Source organism: Ezakiella massiliensis (assembly GCF_059862345.1).
The window spans coordinates 359931-374441 of the sequence record NZ_JCBCEO010000002.1 but is presented as its reverse complement, the minus strand read 5'-3'; the positions used below and the strand labels follow the sequence as shown (position 1 = coordinate 374441).

The 14511-nt window shown below is 39.1% G+C and carries 15 protein-coding genes and 4 tRNA genes; 2 read left to right on the top strand and 17 right to left on the bottom strand.

What is annotated here, in order from left to right; all coding sequences use genetic code 11:
- Window positions 1-6: 6 nt before the first annotated feature.
- From AC6FXG_RS04765 to AC6FXG_RS04725, 9 genes are all read right to left on the bottom strand, one after another.
- Complete coding sequence (locus tag AC6FXG_RS04765) at window positions 7-489, bottom strand: hypothetical protein (RefSeq protein ID WP_500571785.1); 483 nt, start codon at window positions 487-489, stop codon at window positions 7-9.
- Window positions 486-1478, bottom strand: coding sequence for an FAD:protein FMN transferase (locus AC6FXG_RS04760; RefSeq protein ID WP_500571784.1), 993 nt, complete (start codon window positions 1476-1478; stop codon window positions 486-488). The genes AC6FXG_RS04765 and AC6FXG_RS04760 overlap by 4 nt, the downstream gene beginning before the upstream one ends.
- Complete coding sequence (locus AC6FXG_RS04755; RefSeq protein ID WP_500571783.1) at window positions 1478-2080, bottom strand: ComF family protein; 603 nt, start codon at window positions 2078-2080, stop codon at window positions 1478-1480. Before AC6FXG_RS04755 ends, AC6FXG_RS04760 begins: the two co-directional genes overlap by 1 nt.
- A complete protein-coding gene (gene recD2, locus AC6FXG_RS04750; RefSeq protein ID WP_500571782.1) occupies window positions 2055-4259 on the bottom strand; it encodes an SF1B family DNA helicase RecD2 in 2205 nt (734 codons plus the stop codon). Before recD2 ends, AC6FXG_RS04755 begins: the two co-directional genes overlap by 26 nt.
- Before the next feature lie 46 nt (window positions 4260-4305).
- Entirely contained in the window at window positions 4306-5556 is a 1251-nt protein-coding gene (locus AC6FXG_RS04745) for a polysaccharide deacetylase family protein (protein WP_500571781.1), read from the bottom strand.
- On the bottom strand, window positions 5556-6647 hold the full coding sequence (gene ychF / locus AC6FXG_RS04740) for a redox-regulated ATPase YchF (RefSeq protein WP_500571780.1): 1092 nt from the start codon (window positions 6645-6647) through the stop codon (window positions 5556-5558). The genes AC6FXG_RS04745 and ychF overlap by 1 nt, the downstream gene beginning before the upstream one ends.
- Before the next feature lie 163 nt (window positions 6648-6810).
- Window positions 6811-7893, bottom strand: a complete 1083-nt coding sequence (locus tag AC6FXG_RS04735; protein WP_500571779.1) for an ABC transporter permease — start codon at window positions 7891-7893, stop codon at window positions 6811-6813.
- Window positions 7880-8899: an ABC transporter permease gene (locus AC6FXG_RS04730; RefSeq protein ID WP_500571778.1), complete on the bottom strand. Its 1020-nt coding sequence runs from the start codon at window positions 8897-8899 to the stop codon at window positions 7880-7882. The genes AC6FXG_RS04735 and AC6FXG_RS04730 overlap by 14 nt, the downstream gene beginning before the upstream one ends.
- The gene (locus AC6FXG_RS04725; protein ID WP_500571777.1) at window positions 8896-9825 is read right to left on the bottom strand and encodes an ABC transporter ATP-binding protein; all 930 of its coding nucleotides are present in this window, start codon (window positions 9823-9825) and stop codon (window positions 8896-8898) included. Before AC6FXG_RS04725 ends, AC6FXG_RS04730 begins: the two co-directional genes overlap by 4 nt.
- Before the next feature lie 313 nt (window positions 9826-10138).
- Here AC6FXG_RS04725 and AC6FXG_RS04720 point away from each other — a divergent pair, with 313 nt between their 5' ends.
- Window positions 10139-10759 carry a hypothetical protein gene (locus tag AC6FXG_RS04720; protein ID WP_500571776.1) on the top strand — a complete coding sequence of 207 codons (621 nt, stop codon included), beginning with the start codon at window positions 10139-10141 and terminating at the stop codon, window positions 10757-10759.
- 17 nt (window positions 10760-10776) lie between these two features.
- Window positions 10777-11046, top strand: a complete 270-nt coding sequence (locus AC6FXG_RS04715) for a hypothetical protein (RefSeq protein ID WP_500571775.1) — start codon at window positions 10777-10779, stop codon at window positions 11044-11046.
- Between the two features lie 337 nt (window positions 11047-11383).
- Here AC6FXG_RS04715 and AC6FXG_RS04710 read toward each other — a convergent pair.
- The 8 genes from AC6FXG_RS04710 to hbs all read right to left on the bottom strand — a co-directional run bounded on the left by AC6FXG_RS04710 (window position 11384) and on the right by hbs (window position 14484).
- Window positions 11384-11468, bottom strand: a tRNA-Leu gene (locus tag AC6FXG_RS04710).
- Window positions 11469-11635: 167 nt separating this feature from the next.
- Window positions 11636-11711: transfer RNA gene (locus AC6FXG_RS04705), tRNA-Lys, on the bottom strand.
- Between the two features lie 5 nt (window positions 11712-11716).
- Window positions 11717-11793: transfer RNA gene (locus tag AC6FXG_RS04700), tRNA-His, on the bottom strand.
- Window positions 11794-11804: 11 nt separating this feature from the next.
- Window positions 11805-11878, bottom strand: a tRNA-Gly gene (locus AC6FXG_RS04695).
- Between the two features lie 143 nt (window positions 11879-12021).
- The gene (locus AC6FXG_RS04690; RefSeq protein WP_500571774.1) at window positions 12022-12873 is read right to left on the bottom strand and encodes a DMT family transporter; all 852 of its coding nucleotides are present in this window, start codon (window positions 12871-12873) and stop codon (window positions 12022-12024) included.
- Window positions 12873-13373: a cob(I)yrinic acid a,c-diamide adenosyltransferase gene (locus AC6FXG_RS04685; protein ID WP_500571773.1), complete on the bottom strand. Its 501-nt coding sequence runs from the start codon at window positions 13371-13373 to the stop codon at window positions 12873-12875. The genes AC6FXG_RS04690 and AC6FXG_RS04685 overlap by 1 nt, the downstream gene beginning before the upstream one ends.
- Window positions 13374-13382: 9 nt before the next feature.
- Entirely contained in the window at window positions 13383-14060 is a 678-nt protein-coding gene (gene gpmA, locus AC6FXG_RS04680; RefSeq protein WP_500571772.1) for a 2,3-diphosphoglycerate-dependent phosphoglycerate mutase, read from the bottom strand.
- Between the two features lie 124 nt (window positions 14061-14184).
- Complete coding sequence (gene hbs / locus AC6FXG_RS04675; RefSeq protein WP_075574027.1) at window positions 14185-14484, bottom strand: non-specific DNA-binding protein Hbs; 300 nt, start codon at window positions 14482-14484, stop codon at window positions 14185-14187.
- Between the last annotated feature and the right edge of the window lie 27 nt (window positions 14485-14511).

Below are 14511 nucleotides of genomic sequence, written 5' to 3'. Positions count from 1 at the left end.
CCTCCTTTAATCGTCTATGGTTCTTTCATAGCCCGCTGTAAAAATCCCCATCATAGTTATACATGAGATAATGCAGGCCAGATTCAAGTATATAAAATAATCTTCTACTTCAAAAAAGTATGTTAACATTATTATAAGAGGCGTTGTGATGGCCTCGAGTGCCAAGGTATACAAGTTTGTATAAACCATTATCATCTCTAAAAAAGTTGGCGCTTGTGGGTACATAAGAACTGCAATTAGCGATAGGACCGAGCCAATTATTAGAAGGCCGTGAATCCCATAAACTGCAGTCTTGTAATCTATCTTTTGTTTGCCAATATATCTGCCAGCAAAATACCAAATGATTAAAAAAATCAGAGAAAGCCCAATGCCAACCCAGCTTTTGTAAGTCGTAATCCTCATCAAAAAATCATAGATCATTGAGTAAATAACTGGTATGGCAAAGATGATAAAGAGCTTCATAAAATTTTCTTTGGTCAGTTTTTTCATTTGTTAAAACTCCCTAGTATAGGCTTTAATTCTTCAGAGCATGTAAAAGTCTGATCATCATAAACCGTGTAGTAATAATAATCTGGATAGGCCTTTAAAATTTCCTCTACCTCGTCCTCGGATTTTAAAAATAAAGACGTGGACAAAAAGTCGCACACATAAGCACTTGGCCCTAAAATTGTAATGGACCTCTTGTGATTGTGGGCTGGATATCCAGTTTTTAAATCAATAATGTGATGGTAGTATTCACCGTCGATTACAGCATAGCGTTGGTAGTCGCCAGATGTAACCACGGACATATTGCTAGTTGTAATGGTGTCCACATAGTCATTGGTATCAAAGGGACTTTGGATACCAATTGTAAACTTATCGCGGTTAGCGGCAGGCTTACCCATAACGGTAATATTGCCACCGGAATTTAAAATATAATTATCTATTTTTAAATCCCTCATAAGCTTGACCAATTCGTCATTTAAATAGCCCTTGCAAAATGCCCCGTAATCGAGCTGGGCAGAATTTTTTAAAATTATTTCCTCATCAACAATTTCAACTGAATCAGGGCCGCCAGTTTTCATAGCTGCTACTATTCTCTCTTTGTCAGGAAGCTCTTCATTTAAAATCGCATCCTTCCAAAGCCTAAATAATTTTCCTTTTGACAGGTCGACCACATAGTCCACATTTTTTTCATCTTGGAGGACTTGCTTAGTGAGGGCGACAAGCTCCTTGTTGTCTCCCCTACCTTCGCGATTGATGGTAGCAACCACGCCTTCGCCCTCGTAATCAGTGAGGAGATTATGGTAGTATTTTAATTTTTCTTCGACTGCCTCTTTGACTTCGTCCTTGCGGCGGGAGTCCCCATAATAAGTAATAGTAATAACCGTATCAAAGTAATCGTAGTATTCCATGTCGACTTTTTCAAAACGGTCTTCACTCTTGCAGCCTGTAAATAATAATAAAATTGCAATTAATAATATAAATATTTTTTTCATCACTTGTAATCTCCTAATAATGCCAGGGCCAAAACCTCTGCATTTGTAGCAAGCTTGATACACTTGCCAGCCTCACTAATGGTTCTGCCAGTCGTAATTATATCATCTATAATTATAACCCTTTTTGCCCCCTTAAGTCCAGACTCCTTGGCCTTAAACTTGTGATCTATGTTTTCCCTTACCTTTCCAGTGACCTTGTGGCTCTCTTTTTGAATTTTTGTCCTCCGCATAGTGGATTTACACGTCAAACCTGCGCACTCTGCAAAAGATTCTGCCATAAGCTCTGCTTGGTTGAAGCCCCGCTTGGCCATGCGAATAAAATCGCTGGGTATAAATGTCACCAAATCATAAGATTTAAAATCAAAATCCTCTTCTGCCAAAGCCCTGTACAAAATCTCGCCCAAAATTTTTCCCCAGGCGTAATTTTTCCCAAACTTAAAATCCAGCATTATGTCTTTTAAAATTCCGTCATAGGTAAAAGGCGTTATCACTTGGTCCACATATTTTAATTTTACCTGGGCATCATTTCTCTTAAATTCGCTGAAGCACTGGTCACAGACCATGCCCTTACCCCTCTTACATATCGGACAATTCCCTTGCAAAGTCAAGTGCCTCCTCAATTTTTATATTTAAAGAGGTGTTTCTCTTTTGTATATTTGTGTTTTTAATCATCTGCTTAAAGGTGTCCATAGACCCCATTACCAAGAGGAGTTCCTTAGCCCTAGTTAAGCCAGTGTAGAGCAGGTTTCTGTTGTTCAAAAGATAATTGGACTTCCATGCTATAAATATTACGCAGGCAAATTCTGAACCCTGGGACTTGTGGACTGTAATTGCATAAGCTAGCCTTAGTTCGCCCAAGTCTTCTTCTTCGTACTCAGCGTAGTAGTCGTCAGAGAATAAAACCGTAACGGTCCTTAGGGCCTTGTCAATGTTTGTTACGATTCCAATATCTCCATTAAAAACGCCCATGTCCTCGTCCTTGACCAGGCTCTTGTATCTGATCTTGCGTTCGTAATTATTTTTTATTTGCATTACCTTGTCGCCGACTTTAAAGATCCCGTGCTTGGTCTTTAATTTTGACTGAGAATCAGAATTTAAATGCTCTTGCAAAAATTCATTTAAATTATCTGTGCCCAATTTGCCTTTTTTGGTCGGAACCAAAATCTGTATATCATTAATTGGATCAAAGCCATAGTAAGATGGCAGTCTCTCAGATAAGAGTTCATAGATGGTCGACAAAAATTCGTCTTCATCAGTCTGGCCCATAAAAAATACGTCGCCAGCCTCTTTGTTAAATTCAGGAATCCTGCCATTTTTTATATCAGATGAGGCGATTGAAATCTCTGATGTGTCAACCCGCCTGTAAATATTTGTAAGTCTGGTCTTTGGAATAGCGTCGACTTCGATCAAGTCCTTTAAGACATTGCCCGGCCCAACGCTTGGCAGCTGGTCACTGTCGCCAACAAGGACCAAAGACGTGTGGTCTTGCATGGCAGTCAAAAGCCCTGCAAATAATTCTGTGTCCACCATACTCATCTCATCCACCAAAATAATATCGGCTTCGAGTTCCTCAGTTGGCAAATCGTAATCGTCCTCAGACCTCGGCTTTAATCCCAACATCCTGTGGATGGTCTTTGCCTGGCCACCTGTAGTTTCCTCCAGGCGCTTGGCCGCCCTGCCAGTTGGAGCCGAAAGTTTTATATCCAGCTTCATCTTATGAGCGATATCCATAATAGCGCGGACAATGGTGGTCTTACCAGTGCCCGGCCCACCAGTTATAATGGAAATATTATTTGTAAGGGCCATCTTGATAGCAGACTTTTGCGTCTCATCATAGGGCTGAGTCGTCTCAGCCAAATATTTATTTATAACTTGGTCAATAATTGGATTTTCTTCCCGGTCCCGCATAATTAAATCCGCCGTAAACCTTGCAGCTGTATTTTCCAGATAATTTAAATCTGACAAATAAACCCTGGTGTCATTTTCAGTCGGCTCGCGGACTATGTCGCCGCCAATTACCAGCTCAGTAAAAATCCTATTTATGTCGCCCAGGTCATCGACCAATCTGATCGCTGAATTTTTTATCTCCTCTTCATAAAGGAACATGTCCCCATTTAGCTGGGCCTCTTGCAGGATATAAACAATGGCTGCCTTTACCCTGCGCGGATCATTTTTTTCTATGCCCATCTTGTTTGCCAGGGCGTCCGCCCTCACAAAACCAAAACCAGGCACAGACCTTGAGACCCTGTATGGATCTTCCTTTAAAATATCTACGGCGTCCCCCGAAAATTTATCGTAGAGTTTTTTTGCCACGAAACCCGTAATTCCGTATTCGGCCAGCTCAACAAAAACCTTGCGGCTTGCTTGGCTTTCTTCAAGAGAATCCAAGATTTTTTCCAAGGTTGCAGGGCCAATGCCCCTGACTTCAATCAACCTTTCAGGATTATTTTCAATTATGTCAGCCGTTTCGTCGCCAAAATGGTCAATAATATTTTTTGCAGTTACCGGTCCAATGTTTTTCACATTGCCAGCCATCAAATAATTTCTCATGCCGGCTGAACTGTATTCCTTGTCCCTTTCGGCAGAAGTGAATTGGAATTGCTCGCCGTAGCGGTCATGGTAAGTAAAATCCCCCTCCAGTTCGAGTGCGTCGCCCGGATAAAGGTTAAATAAAATTCCGGTACAGGTCAGAGAACCGTCCTCTGTATCCATTACAAAGACGGAGTATCCGTTTTCACTATTCGTAAAAATTACTCTCTCAACTATACCGGAAATTTGCATTTATTTACCAAAGCCTCCTTAGCTTTTTTATTTTTTCTTTAAAATTTTATTTAAGTTCGCTTATGTCTCCAAAAGTGTAGCCCATCTCGCGCGCCTTATCGATAATTTGGCCCAAAACTTTTGTATTTGTATCTGAAACTGCGTGCAAGAGAATTATGGAGCCGTCGTGAAAATTCGAAGTGATCTTTTCAATAGCCGCCTGCTCGCCTGGTTGATTTTTGGTTTCCCAATCCTTGTAGGCAAAGGACCAAAAAACTGTCCTGTAACCTAGACTCTCTGCAGCTGATAGGGTCGCTTCGCTGTATCCACCTTCAGGCGGACGGTAGAAGGGACTCATGTTTCCCCCGATAATATCCGCATAAATTTGCTCTAGGCCTTGGATATCGGCCACAAATTTATTTTCTGCCAAAGCTTTTGGTGGATTTAAATGGTTCACGGTGTGGTTGCCCACATAGTGGCCCTCGTTAACCATGCGGCTAACAAGTTCTGGCTGGCTCTTTACATAGTGGCCAGTTACAAAAAAGAGGGCCTTGACATTTTTCTCTGCCAGAGTATCCAAAATCTTGGCTGTATTATTATTGTATTCATAGCCTTCGTCAAAAGTCAAATATAATTTGTTGGCGCCAGTCGGCCTTTGCCAGATGGCCCCGTATTTTGAAATCAAACTTGCTATACCCTCATCAATTGTTGATTTGGGTTGACCTGGCCTATACCACCAAGAAAGAGCCTTGTTTGAAAGCCCCCTTACATTTATATCGGATTTTTCAATAGCCTTTGGCGGTTCAGACTTTTGAGTGAGATCAATTGTTGTAGTTTCAGATTTTTTCTCTTCGGTTTTTGTCTGATCTTTTTTCTCTTCCTTCTTGTCCTCTACCTTGTCTTTATTTTCTGTTTTTTTTGGATCCTCAGAAGGCTTTTCGTCCTTGTCAGAATCTTTTTTATCCTCTACAAGTAGATCGATCGTCTCAGATTTTTTCTCTTCGGTCTTTTCTTCTTGCTTTTCTTCGACCTTTGGACTGTCCTTTGAATCTTCTTTTTTATCTGTATTTTCTTCTGGCTGGTCCTTTTTATCGGCTAAGTCCTTTTTATTTTCAGCTTCCTTCGAGTCTTCACTGGTGGACGTGCTTTCACTAGTGGACGCCTGATCACTTGCAGACGCGTCCTTACTAGGCTCAGCCCCTTGACCTTGGACCTGGTATTCGTTTTCGTAGGTCCCCTTTGAGTAGTCGTCTACAATCGAACAGCCACTTAAAAGCAAGGCAAAAAATAAAATTAAAATTCTTCTTATTCTTTTCATTATACGTTAAATCTAAATAAAACTACGTCGCCCTCTTGCATGATATAATCCTTGCCTTCCAGGCGAATCTTGCCCTCTTCACGAGCCCTAGCCATGGACCCGTCAAGTTTAACCAGCTCATCATAAGAAATAACCTCAGCCTTGATAAAGCCGCGTGAAATATCAGTGTGGATTTTTCCTGCAGCGTCTTGGGCACGAGTGCCTTGTTTAATGGTCCAAGCCCTGGTCTCCATTTCCCCAGTTGTTATAAAACTCATGAGGCCAAGAGTCTTGTAAGAAGCCCTGACAAGTTTGTCGAGTCCTGATTCTTCCAGGCCCATTTCTTGTAAAAATTCCTTCTTTTCATCGTCGTCCAGCTGAGAAATTTCCTCTTCAATCTTAACAGAAACTTCGATGACCTCTTCCTTGTGGTCAGCCGCGTATTTCTTGATATCTTCAACATACTTGTTGCCGCCTGCAATCAAGTCGTCGTAGGAAACATTAGCCACGTAAATTAAAGGCTTGGCAGTTAGGAATTGGTATTGGTTTAAAAGAGCTTTTTCTTCTTGATCAAATTCCAATTCACGGATATTTTTGCCCTCGTCCAAGTGGTCCTTGACGCGTTTTAAAATCTCCAGATTTTTTTGCAATTTCTTGTCAGCCCTAGCTTGCTTTTCAAGTTTTGTATAAATATTATCCATCTGAGCCATGTCTGATAAAATCAGCTCAGTATCAATTGTTTCGATGTCGCGAATAGGGTCGACATCCCCGTCAACGTGGACGATATTTGGATCATCAAAGGCCCTTAGAACATGAACAATTGCATCTGTCTCCCTGATATTTGACAAAAATTTATTACCCAGACCTTCGCCCTTGCTGGCACCCTTGACGAGACCTGCTATATCGTAAAACTCTATAACAGCAGGCACAACCTTTTTGGTGTTGCCCAGCTTGTGAAGAACCTCCAGCCTCTCATCAGGCACGTTAACCAAACCCACGTTTGGATCTATAGTACAAAAAGGATAGTTTGCAGCTTCTGCACCCGCCTTTGTAATCGCATTAAAAAGAGTAGACTTGCCAACATTTGGCAAACCAACAATACCTAATTTCATTTATAAACACTCCTCCTCATTATTATCATAATTATACCATAAAGGCGGGATTTAAACAACAAAAGCCAGTCGCAAAAAGACCAATTAACTCCTAAAAAATATTTTTATTGCAAATAAAAAAACTGGCCATGACGGCCAGAAAAAAAATATTTTTTTAAAATTTTTATTCTATAGTTCTTTTTTTCTTTAAAACCAAATTGCAGATTAAGAAATATACAAAACCCATGGCAAGCATAATAACCAGATTCATTATAAATTTCTTATCAAAGTCTGCGACGCCTGCGTTTTGACCAAAGTAATAATATGGAAAGACCTTGCCCAGATTTATCATCCAGTCTGGTAAAAATTCCATTGGTATAAAGGCTCCGCCAGTTGTGGCAAGGAGCATAGAAAATACATTGGTAACTCCAGCCAAGACGGATTTTTTATCGGAAATCGCCGTGGCCAGATTTACCATGCCTAAGATTGAAAGTGTAAAGACTAGGAAGTTTACAGCTGTTATTCCCATGTGAGCCCTGGTCTCTGGAATCAAAAGGCCAATTACCGTTAGCATAATAAGATTTAAGGCAAGACCAATAGTCGCCTGACCCAAAAACATTTGCCCGTTGTAAGATCCACTTGTAATCGGGGAAGCAATGGACCGCTTGTAGAAATCGATCTTATTTAACTCGGCATTTACCATGCTTATATTAAACATGAGCATGCCAATCATAATAAAGCCAGCAAACTTGTACATATAATTAATGTCGACTTCACTTCCGCCCTTGGACTCGATTCTTACATTTGAAGATACATCCATCATTTCCTTGGCCTTGGCCACATCCAAGTCATAGTATTTGAGATAGCCCATGAACTGGGTCAAATCATAGGCCGCACTCTGGCCGGCTGACTCATTGTTGGTATAAGTGGAGATGGCTGGACCCGAATCGGACAAGAGCAAGTCCTTGGCATTTTCATTTATGGTCACAATGAGGGCCGTATCTTTTAAAGTGATCGCCTTTTCCTTTTCAACCTCAGTCAAATTTTTATAGCTTATATTGTTGTCTGCCAAAAAATCCTTAACAGCAGCGGAGACCTCATCACTTGCCCTATCATCGATTATTATATCGGTCTTGGCCTTCTTGAAAGCCGAGACGTCCAATTCATTTGCCATATTAAAAATAACTCCCGCAAAAATGCAAGCATATATTAAAATTGCAAAAATATTTTTCTTGACCGCTTTCATAAAATGTTTAAATACTATCATAGCGATTCTCCTTCATCTTAAGGGCGGCGAGTAATATAAAGGCCAGGCTGATCCCAAGGATAATAAAGACTTGTGATTTTATCCCTTCCACGCTTCCCAGGGTGTTGGCCTGATAAATTCCATCCCCAACCATCTTAACAGGATTGTAGTCTGCAAATCTGCCAAAAACTTTGTTTAAGACCTGCCTAAAATAAATTCCGTATAAGCCAGCTGCTCCAGATAAAATCATCATAGTTGTTTGGACTATGGCCCCACGAGCGTTGGAAGAAATATTTCCCAGATACACGGTCATTAGGCCCAAGGAATAAGAAAAAATTGATCCAACCATAAAAATCAAATAAGTCATCTTGTAATTGGAAATAAAATCCTCGCCGAGGACATACTTGGCGTAAAAAATTGATATAGTGAGAACCACAGCCTGCATAAGCATGGCGATAATAAATTGATCTACAATGGCCTTTAGCTTTGAAGACGGACTTATTAAAAATCTCATAGCAGGCTTGGTGATGTTGGCCTGGTAAAGTTCGACCGACGACACCCCGCTATAGGCGCACATATATGAGATCATGGCCATAAGGGCAAAGAAAAATGACGCCTTATAGGAAACATTTTTGCTCTTATTTTCTATAGGATTTGTTTGCATTGCAACTTGAAGGGCCTGAGGATCTTTTTGTGCCCTTAAAATATTATCTGCAAAGGACTTTAGTAAGCTATCAGAAAAACCATTGCCGGCCAAGATTACATTGGAATCCTTGTCAATATAACCAGCTATGTCGCCATTTTTTAGCGGGTCTTTGTAGTCATTGGACAGGGTGAATTTAAAAATTCCCGTCTCCTCCATATAATTTGCAGCCACATTTTCGGGACTCATATAAGCCTTGATTTCAAGCTTTGTGTCCTCGTCTGGCATGGCCGAAATCAATATGGTCATCAAAAACAAGGGAAAGAGTATCATCCAAAAAACTGTTACCTTGTCCCTAATAAAATTTAAAAATGCATACTTCATTCTCTTAAATCCCTACCAGTTAGCTCTAGGAAAACATGTTCCAAACTAGGCCTTTCAGAATAAATTGCATCGTATTTTAAGCCTTTGCCTTCCAAGAAGTCCATCAGATGTTTTAAATTATCCTTGCCCTTGTTAAAGGCCAACTTATAAAGGCCATTTTCCTTTGTCAATTCGCTTACATTTACAATAGATTTTAAAGCTTCTGTCATGTCTTGGTCAGTATCTAACTTTATACTGATGAGTTCCTTGGTGGAAATCATATCCTTGAGCTCATCAGCTGTGCCCGATGCTATTGACTTTCCCTTTTCCATAATGACGATTTTTTCCGCAACTTGCTCAACTTCGTCCAGATAGTGGGTGGTGTATAAAATAGTCATCCCCTTGTCGCAAAGGGTCTTGATCTCGCTTAAAATAAAACTCCTGGTTTGTGCGTCAACAGCAACAGTCGGTTCGTCCAGAATTAAAAAGTCCGGATTGTGGGCAATGCCACAGGCAATATTTAACCTCCGCTTCAGACCTCCCGATAATTTCTTTGGAAAAAACTTTTGATAGTCCTTGAGCTGGGTGAAACGAATAGCCTCATCCACCATCTCTTTTCTCTTGACAGAATTCTTTTCATAAAGGCCACAAAAATAATCGATATTTTCACGAACATTTAAATTGTCGGACACCACAATATCCTGAGGAACCAAACCAATCCTCGCCTTTATATCATTTTTATCCGGCCCCATGTCTTCACCAAAAACTTTGACCGAGCCCGAATTAAATTTAAGTAAACCCATAATGCAGTTGATGGCAGTAGTCTTGCCACAACCATTGGGCCCCAAAAGAGCCAGCCTGTCCCCCTCATTGATCGACAAATCAAAATGATCAAGAGCAGTCAGGTCTTTATATTTTTTAACTAAATCTCTAATCTCAACAACCATACAAACCTCCTTAAGTTTATTATAAACTATTTAGGTAAAGAAGTAAATAAGAATAGGTAAAGGAAATTTAATAAAAATATATTTAACCCAAAAAATTATTTAAGTATATATTTTGCTTTAATTAATTTGATTTTTCAGATAGGTACAATTTTTTAAACTTTTAGTTTATATTCTTATTTATTTTAATAACCTTAATTTATTGTATATAGTATCCATTTAAGAATTAGATGTTTAAAATTGATTTTTTAGGGTATACAATTACTATAGTAAATTAAAATAAATAATTTACTAAATATAAATAAGGAGGGATACAATGAAAAAAGTATCTGCTATAATAATAGTGATTCTATCATTATTAATCAGCACAAGCATAATAAACGCAAAAGAAAGTGAAATAAAAGTAGGAAGTATAACAGTTGTTTCTCCATACGATTTGAGCGAGAATTACTTAGTTAAACACGAAAATGATAATTACTATATTGTTGATGTTTACTCAAGGGAAACAGGAGATATATTAGTTAGCTACAAAGAACAAAAGCCAAATAGCATTCAATTAGCAGGATGTGGTGAATATTCATATAGGGATATAACTGCAACATTTTATGACAATCCAGTAGAGGTTACAGTTAGAGCATATTGTAAGGTCTATGATGAATGCAGCTCTTCTGGAAATGTAACTCATGTCATACAAATTTTATCATCTGATCACTATATATCATCATCTGGTTACTTTGAGTTAAAAAATAAAAAAACAACTAAGATAAATAATAGCTTAATTCAATGCTCAGGGACAATGGAAATTGATATAGATGAAGAAGATAATGGTGAATTTTCATTAGAATTTTTAGAAAGTGTTGGATTTTCAATAACTCATAGTTCTGGTAAGGTTTATCATTTAAGGCGAGCTTATAATCATACAGTTGAATTTAAATAAAATGAGGTGTAATTTGTATGATGAAGTCATTTCAAAGATTAATCGCTCTCTTAATAATGCTAATACTGACCCTACAAGGTCTAAATAGCTTTGCATGGGGAGAAATTCTAGGGCCATATAATCTTTTTAGACTTATAGGTAGTGACAATCCTGCATTAGAATTTCAACATAATTCTAAATTGATAGTTGTTAGTGTAATAGCAAATATAATTGCCCTTATATTTTATATATTAATGGCAAGAGAGCTATACTTAATGTATAAATTCGGCAAAGAAGAAGATAAATAACTTTTGTTTATAAGAAAAACCGAGGTATAAAACCTCGGTTTTGTTTTGGTGCAGGTGGCGAGGACTTGACCCTCGCCCTGCTAAAAACTCACCTTTCACTCCTTTCGATTTCTTTTCTCCTTGCGGCGTATAGGCATACGCCTCAGTCGAAAAAAATCTGCAGTTCGCAAAATTCTTCGTTTTTTTCTAGGGCGATTAAGTTACGAGCAGAGTGCTTAGGGTTAGCTGTCGATATTTGCAAGTACTGAAGTGCGAGGCGTGGGGGTTCACTCACAATCAGTCCCCGCACTAGAGAAATAAAAAACCGATATGCTTTTGCATATCGGTTTTTTATTTCTGGTGCGGGAAAGAGGACTTGAACCCCCACGCCTCGCGGCACTGGAACCTAAATCCAGCGCGTCTGCCAATTTCGCCATTCCCGCATATTAAATTTTGTCAGTGCTTGCAACTTATATCATCGAAAATATCTTTTTTAAAAAATTGGTGACCAATTCGCTTGCTCGTTCGCGGCGACTACTTGATTAAAGGCAAGTGTTCTCAAACTGAGCTAGCTTATTGTCCCTTTACTTTTTACACCTTTTAAAAAAATTGGTGACCCATCCGCGACTCGAACGCGGGACTCCTTGATTAAAAGTCAAGTGCTCTGCCAACTGAGCTAATGGGTCATAAATGGGGTGGATGATGGGAGTCGAACCCACGATCTCCAGAACCACAATCTGGCGCCTTAACCAACTCGGCCACATCCACCATGCTTGGGTTGGAGCGGGTGAAGGGAATCGAACCCTCGTAATCAGCTTGGGAAGCTGACGCTCTGCCATTGAGCTACACCCGCAAATGGGGCTTGCTCTGGTGTCTCAACCACTGACAAAATATATTATACATTAATAAAAATACTTTGTCAAGCATTTTTTATATATTTATTAAAAATTTTTAAAAGAGTTTCTCTACTATTATTTTTATATTTAACCCTTGATTTTATGCCTTTTGTGTTGACTTAAAAGATATGAATGCCGCCACAAATACAAGGATCATTCCAATTCCTGTTGCGAAATCAATCTTATCTCCGAATAGGAAGTAACCAAAGATTGATGAGAAGACTACACTTGAGTAATTGTAAATGCTTACCTTCGAAGCAGGCGCCATGAGATAGCTCTTGGTCAAAAAGTATTGGCCGCAAGCTCCGCCGATTCCTACCATTAACATACCCAGTGCTTCTTTGGCATTTGGAATTTTAAAGCCCTTGACCATAAATGGTGCAAGGAGTACAACCGTTACCAAACCAAAGGCTAACATTACTGTCTCGCCTTCTTCCTTGCCCTTGAGCATGCCAATTATTACATAGGCCATGGCTGCAAAGAGGGCTGATAAAAATGCGACTATAGAATAGATATTAAAGTCCCCTGTTGGCTTGGTGATTATGGCCACGCCCACAAAGGCTAAGAGCAATGAGATTACATCGATTTTTGTAACTTTTTCCTTTAATAGTATGGCTGCAAAGACCACTACAAAAAATGGACTAGACTTTTGTAAGATTGCCGCCTCAGCTGTTGGCAGGTATTTGGTAGCTATAAAATACAAAAGCACGCCAAGCATGCCAAAAAATCCTCTTAAAAATAGTTTTGGTATATTCTTTTTATCCCTTACATATGGCTTGCCTTGTTTTTCTAATGATATTACAGATGTAAATACCAAAAACAAGTTTCTCATTACAACAAGCTCTACAACTGGTACTGTCTGCGCAGAATATTTTACTGCCATCTGCATAATCGCAAAGGAAAATGCAGATAGCAGCATTAATATACTGGCTTTTTTAATATTTTCTTCCATTAAAATTCAATTCCCTTTCTGGCAGGAATTCCTTCTTGGTAGTGGTGTTTAACCTCTTGAACATTGGAAACCATCTTTGCGATTTCTTGGAGTTCTTCTGGTGCATACCTGCCTGAGATTACTATATCTTTTTCTTCTGCTGCCTTTTCTAAGACGCCTTTGACTTCGTCCATTGGCAGGAGTTCATAAAACATTGCAACATTTAACTCATCTAGAATATAAAGGTCAAAGTCTTCGTCAAGCTTTTTGACAAATAAATCCCAACCTTCGCGGGCTGCTTTTTTGTCTTCTTCTTCGGCGTTTCTTTTGATAAAGCCTTTTCTGCCTGCCAAATGTGTTTCAATATTTTCAAAGGTCTTGAGGGCTTTGATTTCGCTGTACTCGCTGCCCTTCATAAATTGCATAAAAAATACCTTGCCGCCATTGCCAAGCATCCTTATGGCCATGCCTAGGCATGAGGTGGTCTTGCCTTTCCCGTTTCCTGTAATACAAAATAACATATTGTCCTCCTATTTAAATGTCTTTTTATCAATTACTTTTAAATCGTGATCGAGCTCGTAAATAATTGGGCTGCCTGTCGGTATCTCAAGGCCCATAATGTCTTCATCTGAAATTCCTTCCAGGTGTTTGGTAAGGGCTCTTAGAGAGTTGCCGTGGGCTGCTATAATTATATTTTTTCCATCTCTTAAGTCGGGTTCAATTTGGTCTTGCCAAATAGGCATTACCCTTTCAAGGGTGATCTTTAAATTTTCTGCCATAGGAACCACGTCTTTGAGATAACGTCTGTCGTTCATCTGACTCAACTCGTCGTCTGCATTCATAAGTGGTGGTAGGGTGTCGTAGGACCTCCTCCAAATGTGAACTTTTTCATCTCCATATTTTTCGGCTGTCTCTGCCTTATTTAAACCTTGGAGGGCACCGTAGTGTCTTTCGTTTAACCTCCAGGACTTGACAGTTGGCAACCAAAGTTGGTCGCTTTCTTCTAATATTATATTTAAAGTCTTTATAGCGCGTTTTAATACCGAGGTATAAGCCTTGTCAAATTCTAAACCATGATCTTTTAGGATTTCGCCAGCATGTTTAGCTTCGGCGTATCCTTTTTCGCTTAAATCAACATCAACCCAGCCTGTGAATTTATTTTGCAAATTCCATTCGCTTTGGCCATGTCTTACAAGTACAAGTTTCATAAGTCCTCCTTATTTTTTACTATACAAATATTTTATCATTTATAATATTAATATGCAAACTGTATTTCTAATATACCCCAATTTTAACTAATAAAAAAGCTCCCTAGGGAGCAATTTTAGATTCTTATTTCTTTTTTGATTTTTTCTTTGTGTTAACTGATTCTTTAAGAGCTTTACCTGCTTTGAAAGCTGGAGCTTTTGTTGCAGGAATCTTGATAACTTCTTCTGGGTTTCTTGGGTTTCTGCCTTCTCTAGCTTTTCTTTCTCTTACTTCAAATGTACCAAAGCCAATTAATTGTACTTTGTCACCACTTGATAGAGCTTCTGTGATTGATTCGATTGTAGCGTTTAATGCTCTTTCTGAATCTTTTTTTGTCATTTCAGTTTTTTCAGCAATTGCTGCAACTAATTCGGATTTATTCATAAATTTACCTCCTATTATTGCTTTGCG